The sequence below is a fragment of the Stenotrophomonas sp. HMSC10F06 genome (genome assembly GCF_001807865.1).
In the GTDB taxonomy this organism is placed as follows: Bacteria; Pseudomonadota; Gammaproteobacteria; order Xanthomonadales; family Xanthomonadaceae; genus Stenotrophomonas; species Stenotrophomonas bentonitica_A.
The window spans coordinates 1-6,562 of sequence record NZ_KV791287.1 but is presented as its reverse complement, the minus strand read 5'-3'; the positions used below and the strand labels follow the sequence as shown (position 1 = coordinate 6,562).

The 6,562-nt window shown below is 58.8% G+C and carries 6 protein-coding genes; all 6 read right to left on the bottom strand.

From position 1 onward, the window contains the following. Positions 1 to 1,383: 1,383 nt before the first annotated feature. The gene (locus tag HMPREF3113_RS11630; protein WP_070472648.1) at positions 1,384 to 1,839 is read right to left on the bottom strand and encodes a hypothetical protein; all 456 of its coding nucleotides are present in this window, start codon (positions 1,837 to 1,839) and stop codon (positions 1,384 to 1,386) included. Positions 1,840 to 2,244: 405 nt separating this feature from the next. Further along, on the bottom strand, positions 2,245 to 2,607 hold the full coding sequence (locus HMPREF3113_RS18625; protein ID WP_139146358.1) for a hypothetical protein: 363 nt from the start codon (positions 2,605 to 2,607) through the stop codon (positions 2,245 to 2,247). 279 nt (positions 2,608 to 2,886) lie between these two features. Beyond that, entirely contained in the window at positions 2,887 to 3,906 is a 1,020-nt protein-coding gene (locus HMPREF3113_RS11625) for a zinc-dependent alcohol dehydrogenase family protein (RefSeq protein WP_070472645.1), read from the bottom strand. Positions 3,907 to 3,951: 45 nt separating this feature from the next. Continuing rightward, positions 3,952 to 5,181, bottom strand: a complete 1,230-nt coding sequence (locus tag HMPREF3113_RS11620) for an MFS transporter (protein ID WP_070472643.1) — start codon at positions 5,179 to 5,181, stop codon at positions 3,952 to 3,954. A 70-nt stretch (positions 5,182 to 5,251) separates the two neighbouring features. Next, positions 5,252 to 6,016: an SDR family NAD(P)-dependent oxidoreductase gene (locus HMPREF3113_RS11615; RefSeq protein WP_070472640.1), complete on the bottom strand. Its 765-nt coding sequence runs from the start codon at positions 6,014 to 6,016 to the stop codon at positions 5,252 to 5,254. A gap of 182 nt (positions 6,017 to 6,198) precedes the next feature. Next, the gene (locus HMPREF3113_RS11610; protein ID WP_261798220.1) at positions 6,199 to 6,492 is read right to left on the bottom strand and encodes a helix-turn-helix domain-containing protein; all 294 of its coding nucleotides are present in this window, start codon (positions 6,490 to 6,492) and stop codon (positions 6,199 to 6,201) included. Positions 6,493 to 6,562: the final 70 nt, after the last annotated feature.

Genomic DNA, 6,562 nt, shown 5'->3' with positions numbered 1-6,562 from the left:
CAGCAGGTAGCGCCACTGCCCGGGCGGTATCGCCGGAAGCAGCGGGTGCCCGCTTTGCAATTTGCTACTGGTGCGGATTCCGCTCCAGATATTCAGCGAACTAGAGGCAGCTTAGGTTCGGGATGCGCATGTCTCCCGGAAAGTTTGAGCGGGTAGGGGCCAAACCCTTTAGGTACGACCCTGCAATTCTCCCACTGTATGACGGGTACGCGCCGGGTGCCGAAAACACTGAGGTTTGCGAGGAAGGCGGCAAGAACGTATTGGCGGCCATGGCAGTTCGTGGTGCCACCCATCAGCCAGCAGGCGGGGTGGAGCAGGTAACAGCTGTCGTCAGCCGTATACATCGCCGAAATTGGCGATAGATGCCGCATTCGTCCTGGCATCCTGGCGACTGTGTCCAGTGGTGAAAGGGCGTGGATTTAGTAGATTTCCAACGATGGCAATAAGGTTATCGAGCAGCTGGAATGACGCAGATCCGCGCCATGGGATTTCGTGTCACGGCTGAGGCTTACGGTGTGCGAATCGCCGCAGGAGAGCGCGTCATGATTGCGACCTCAGCGTGACCTCCGGCCTAGGCAGGTTTATCATGCCCCAGCTATAGGGGGCTACATGGACGTTAGAGCGATTCTATTGCTGGCAACAATGGTTGCTGGCTCAGCATCTGCGCAACAGGTGCATAAATGCATTGAGGGCGGAAAGACAACCTACCAGTCGGCGCCTTGCCCTAATGGCGCGCCGCGTAAGTCGTGGGACGCCACTCCGCAGCCTGAGACGTACGCCAATCAGGCCCGCTTGGAGCGCATCCGCCAACAAAATCGAATCCGGGCGCAAGGGCGCTCGTATCAGGCTCCGGCGCGAAGCGGTGGCAGCGGCGCAGTAGTCAGTCAGTATAGAGACCCGGGGCTCTGCCAAGCGGCGAAAGATCGACGGGACGCGGTGTATCGTGCGGCCGGGGTGAATCGATCCTTTGAAATCAGCCGCCAGATGGAGGATCAGGTCTACGCCGCCTGCAAGTGACGGGATGTAGGGGCTGTGCCCCTGCGAATACGCCTTCAACCCGCGGGGGTCATGCGGTCGCCGTCCAGGTCCTGGCACATGCATCAATGCTCGCTTTGTCCTTGGAACCTCGGAGAGGCAACAGCGATGCCAGCAGGAGGCGGATCAGCCCTCCGTAGTACCGGGCAATGTTTAACATAATATACATTATGCGAAATGGCGTAATACGTCGTTTGGCGTGGGTGTGGCTCTGGATCAAGTGACGAGACAGGTAAATCTGTAATGCCGCGCCAGCTATTTCTGCAATCTCATCGAAGTTTGCGCGGACGGGCCACCCTATCGGGTCCTTGGGATGCGTACTCCTGCCGCGTCAGCAATGGATGCAGATCAATGACCGCTCTCGAATTCGATGCGGACGGCGCCTAGTACGCGGGCCGGGTCGACGGTCAGCACTTCGGCGGGCTGGCTGCCGTTGAGCAGCGCATGCGGGGACAGAAACCACTCAACCTCGCCCCAACCGGTGCTGCGACGCAGACCAAACGACTCGTACTGGAAAGGACCGAAGGCCCGTAGCGCTCTCAGGATCTCGGCCAGGTGCTCTACTGGCTGACCATCGGAGCAGAACTGCCATGTCGGATAGCGGTAGCTGGGCGTAGGGCGTGTGACGTACACCCCTAGCAACTCGCCCTTTCGGCGGAACTGGGCGGCGCGGCGGCCGCCGCGTTGTGGAGGCGAGCCTAACCTGGCGCTAACCTGGGCGGCACTAAGCCATTGCGCCGCTAGCGCCTCACGGCGGGCTGCGGCGTCGCGCAGGATGCGCTCGGTGGGTGCGAGATTCTTCATTTAGTCAGGCGTGCCGCGCTCTTCTTATTACGGAGCTTCGGCTCTAGATGTGACAGCCGTTCTTCGCGGCAGTTCAACTCACTCTCCCAATTCATAAGAGCGACGAAAATCTGATCTAGATTCGTCCCAATACATTCGAAGACGGCAGTCAAGTATGCCGCCGTACCTTCATGAGGTTCAAGCCTTTTAACGGTGCGGAGGGATGTTAATAGCTGATCGAAGCTCTCTTCGACACGACGCTTTGGCGGGTGCACCATGGTTCTTCCGTACTGGGCGTAAAAGGCTCGAATAAAGCGAGACAGGTGCGGGCCACTGCCCCGCCCGCCTAAGGCCTTGCGCACGTTCAGATTCGGCAGTTAACGCTGCTCCATGCAGTTGCATCGAGACGCTTGTTTTTGGAGTAACTCAGAAGAAGTCGCCCTTCGCCCGGCCGTAAGCGCGATAAGCATCCTCGATTTCCTGCTCAGTTGCGGGGTTCAGAGCTGCTTCGATCGGCCCCTTGCGCAGCCCATCACAGATTCGATACCACCCTCGAAAATCATGCTCAGAAATGTCTTGACCCGACTTGGCAGCAATCGTCTCTAGCGCGGGGGGCGGTGATCGTCTGAGCTGTTCCAGCGCGGCAACTGCGGCGTCAGCACGGGCGACTGCAGCATCACGGCCATGCTCCAAATGTGCAGCAAATGCGGCGCCCCATACATGAGGGATTACCTGGAACAACAGCGAGCTACGTGCGCCAGGCGATAGCACATCGTCCTCTACATTCATTGGAGCGAGCCTCCGTTGAGCAAAAGCGTGAGCGCCAAAGACGCTCGGCAATCGAGGTGCGATTGTAGGCGGTGAAATGCGACGGCGCTGCGGTAATAGTGCAAATTCCCGGACGCGTAAGCAAGGCTTGTTTGCAAAGGAGGGAAATGGGACATTTCCCCCACACAAAGGGGATGTATCACCCACGCCTTGACGAGTCATCGGTGATTTCAGCGCTTGGATCCGCCGCGCTATCCGCCCTGCCCGCCCTGTCTGCCTCAGGGCGATCATCTCACTTCGTCACGCGGCCGGCAGTCTCACTACGACCTTTCCGAAGTGGGAGCCGCAATCTACATATGAGAAGGCTTCACGTACATCTTCAAACTCGAAGACCCGATCGATCGCCGGACGTATGGCCGACATCGAGATAGATGCAGAAAGATCCTCCAAGCCTTCGCGGCTTCCCACCGAGATGTGACGGAAGTTGGCTCCGCTTCCAAATAGAGAGAAGAAGTCGATTTCGCGCGTCTTGCTGCTCAAGAATCCGATCGCTGATATCTCGCCGCCTGGGCGCACAGCGCGCAGGCTCTGGGCCATCGTGCCGGGGCCCCCTACTTCGATAACCCGATCGACGCCGATACCGCCGGCCCAATGCTTTGCGGTGGATCCCCATTCCAGGTCGGAGACGTAGTTGATGACGTGGTCCGCTCCAAGCGCCATGAGGCGATCAGCCTTGCCCGGACTGGATGTTGTAGCGATCACACGCGCTCCCAGTGCCTTGGCAAGTTGAAGTGCGAACAATGCAACGCCACGCGTTCCTTGAACAAGCACGGTCTGTCCAGATCGGACCGGCTCGCCTAGCGTAAGGGCGCTCCATGCTGTCAGAGCGGCGCACGGGAGCGTAGCGGCTTCCTCAAAGGACAACTCAGCGGGTATGCTCACCAAGTCTTGCTGATTGACGGCCTTGTACTCGACAAGCCACCCATCCGTGATCGCGCCATACGCGTGTTTGTTGACGTCGGCAGGCATGCGTCCGCCCTGCCACGTCGGATGAAAAACCCCCATCACACGGTCGCCGATTTTAAACCGGTCCACGCCCTCCCCCACGGCTGCCACTTGGCCGGCGGCATCGCTAAGCGGGATCAGCCCCTTTCGATGAGTGACGGGATACTCATTTCTCATCATCGCGATGTCGCGGAAGTTGAGAGACGCAGCATGTACAGCCACAAGGACTTCGCCTCGCTGAGGCACTGGCATGGGCTCATCGACCATCACCAAGCCACTCACGCCTGTGAAATCGTTCAATCGGTAAGCTTTCATTATCCATCCTTTCTAGGAATGACTTTGGGTAAGGAGCCGCGCGATTCAGAGATGCGGCTGTAAAAGGTGGTGTTGGCGGGATCTAAGCCGTCGGCCGGTTAGGAAGGAAGCCCCGACAGCTAAAGCCAAGAACACAAACCCAACGATGACCGGGCCGCGTGCATTCAGGGCTTCAATCGATAGTCCGCCAGCGCCGGCGCCCACTGCGCTGGCCAGCTGGATTACGGCAACTTGTAGGCCCCCCGCGCTCTCTGCGTCGTCTGCTACCTCACGCGTGGTCCAAGTTGACCAACCCACCGGCACTAGCGCAAATGCTGCTCCCCAGACCAAAGCGGATGCCGCGCTCAGGATCATTTGCTCGCCGAAAAGCGCGAGCCCTAGCGCTGCCGATGCCATCGCCAGTGGGGCGATGACAAGTGAGGCAGATAGGTGTTTGCCTACGATATGGCCCGATATCAGCGTGCCAGCGAAGTTACTGACCCCGAATAGGAGAAGTACTGCGGTGAAGGCGTTACTGCTGTAATGCGCAATCTGCTCGTAGAACGGACGCATGTAGGTGAAGAGGGCAAAGTGCCCGCCGAACGAAAGGAAGATGGCCACCATTGCGTTCGGAACACCAGGGCGCCGTGCAACTTTCCAGACGCCCCTTGATCCATCGTCGGAAGGCGCTGGAATCCTGGGAAGTGCGTAGACCTGCCACGCCAGACACAGCAAACCGAACAGCGATGTCAGGAGAAAGACGCCGCGCCAGCTCATGAACTGGCTCAGGTAACTACCGAGTGGCGGCGCCACCACCAAGGCTATCGCGACCCCGCTGTACACGATGGATAGCGCTTGCGGCACCTGTTTGGCGGGCACCAGGCGCATCGCCAGAGCTGGTGCCATTGCCCAGAATGATCCCAGTGCCAAACCGAGCAAGAACCTACCTAACAGCAGAACGGTAAAGGTGGGCGCCATCGCCACGATCAAGCTGGAAAGCGAGAGCAGAGATGAGCACACAAGTACCATGGTTCGCCTATCGACCGCTCGCGCTGCGCGTTCCGCGAACAAGCTTGACAGGATGGCCCCCATGGCCGTGGCGGTAATGGCTTGGCCCGCAAGGCCCTGCGTGATGCTTAAGCCATGCGCCATCGGCGTCAGCAGGCTCACTGGTAGGAATTCAGCAGTGATGAGCCCCGCCACGGTCAATGTGATGGCGAGCACCGATGACCACCTAGGCTCTTTGGGAGCGTCAACTCCGCCTACGTCAGCGCTGGTACTGAGGTTGGTTCCCATGGGCTCAATCATTTTTCAACCAGGCAAGCAAATGCTCGTGCCCCGCATGGGAACTCTGCCAGTCCATACCTCATGCCTGATCGGTGGGCATCACCCACATTTCAGCGATGGAGGCGCGCCGCGGTCGTGTCACCATAAACAGGATTGCGTCAGCGATATCGTCAGACTCCAGACGTTCGTGCGTGGCATTGAACGGATCCAGCATCGCTGCTTGGATATGAGAGCTGTTATGGGAGCCCAGCTCGGTATCCACCGCTCCTGGCTCAAGCACGCCAACACGTACACCCTGACGAGTGACTTCTTGGCGCAAGGCTTCGGTGAAGCCATTGACCCCGAACTTGGTAAGGTTGTAAGCAGCAAAGTTCGCAGAAGCTTGGCGGCCGGCTTGAGAGCTGATGTTTACGATGTCAGCTACGCCTCGGCCACTCTCTTTGGCTGCACGCAGCAGATGTGGAAGTGCAGCATGGGTGGTGTAAAGAAGGCCGCGCACATTGATTGCAAGCATCCGCTCCCACTCGTCAACGTTTGCATCAGCTACTGGACCTAGCAGCATCAGCCCCGCGTTGTTGATCAGGATATCCAGGTGTCCGTATCGTTCAACAACGGCCAAAACTGCTGCCTCAGCCTGTGATTGGTCTGTAATGTCTGCGGGCATGGCAATTGCTGAGCCGCCAAGCCGCTGGATGTCGTCGACCAGCGCTTCAAGTCGATCCTTTCTGCGTGCGAGGACTGCAACTGTTGCGCCTGCCGCCGCAAGCCGCCTTGCCGCTTCTTGACCAATGCCGCTGCTAGCACCGGTGACCAGGGCCACAGTGCCTGTGAGATTGATGCTCATACGATCTCTCCATTTTTGAATAGGGTTTCTGTGCGCCAGTCGGGCAGAGGCGCACATGTAACGCGATGTCTGCGAGGCAAGGTCGTACCGGGTCACGCTGAGAGACCAGCCCGAGCAGAGCCACTGAGCTGCGCGTATTAGCCAGCCCAGGGACTGAGTCGCGTGTCAGTGCATGAAGTGACTCAGCTCAGGCGCAGGCGGCGAATGTCTTGCAGCGGAGGGGCGCCGAACAGCCGGCTGTATTCACGGCTGAACTGCGAGGGGCTCTCGTAACCAACGCGTAGGCCCGCGACGCTGACGTCGACGTCTTCGTTAAGCATCATCTGGCGTGCTTCTTGAAGCCGTAGCTGTTTCTGGTATTGCAGCGGGCTCATGCCGGCAATTTCTCGGAAGTGCTGCCGGAATGTTGAAGGACTCATGTTGGCAGACGCTGCGATCTCATCCATGGACAAGGGTCGGTGAAAATTCTGCTTCATCCACGCCATCACTCGTGCGATTTGTTGACTCGGAGTGCCCGGGTAATCCCCCCGCTTTTAACCGTCAGCA

What these genes read in the sequence shown, in the direction of transcription:
- HMPREF3113_RS11630 (WP_070472648.1), bottom strand. Translation starts at nt 1,839, where the DNA reads ATGAAGAATCTCGCACCCACCGAGCGCATCCTGCGCGACGCCGCAGCC.
- HMPREF3113_RS18625 (WP_139146358.1), bottom strand. Translation starts at nt 2,607, where the DNA reads ATGAATGTAGAGGACGATGTGCTATCGCCTGGCGCACGTAGCTCGCTG.
- HMPREF3113_RS11625 (WP_070472645.1), bottom strand. Translation starts at nt 3,906, where the DNA reads ATGAAAGCTTACCGATTGAACGATTTCACAGGCGTGAGTGGCTTGGTG.
- HMPREF3113_RS11620 (WP_070472643.1), bottom strand. Translation starts at nt 5,181, where the DNA reads ATGGGAACCAACCTCAGTACCAGCGCTGACGTAGGCGGAGTTGACGCT.
- HMPREF3113_RS11615 (WP_070472640.1), bottom strand. Translation starts at nt 6,016, where the DNA reads ATGAGCATCAATCTCACAGGCACTGTGGCCCTGGTCACCGGTGCTAGC.
- HMPREF3113_RS11610 (WP_261798220.1), bottom strand. Translation starts at nt 6,492, where the DNA reads ATGAAGCAGAATTTTCACCGACCCTTGTCCATGGATGAGATCGCAGCG.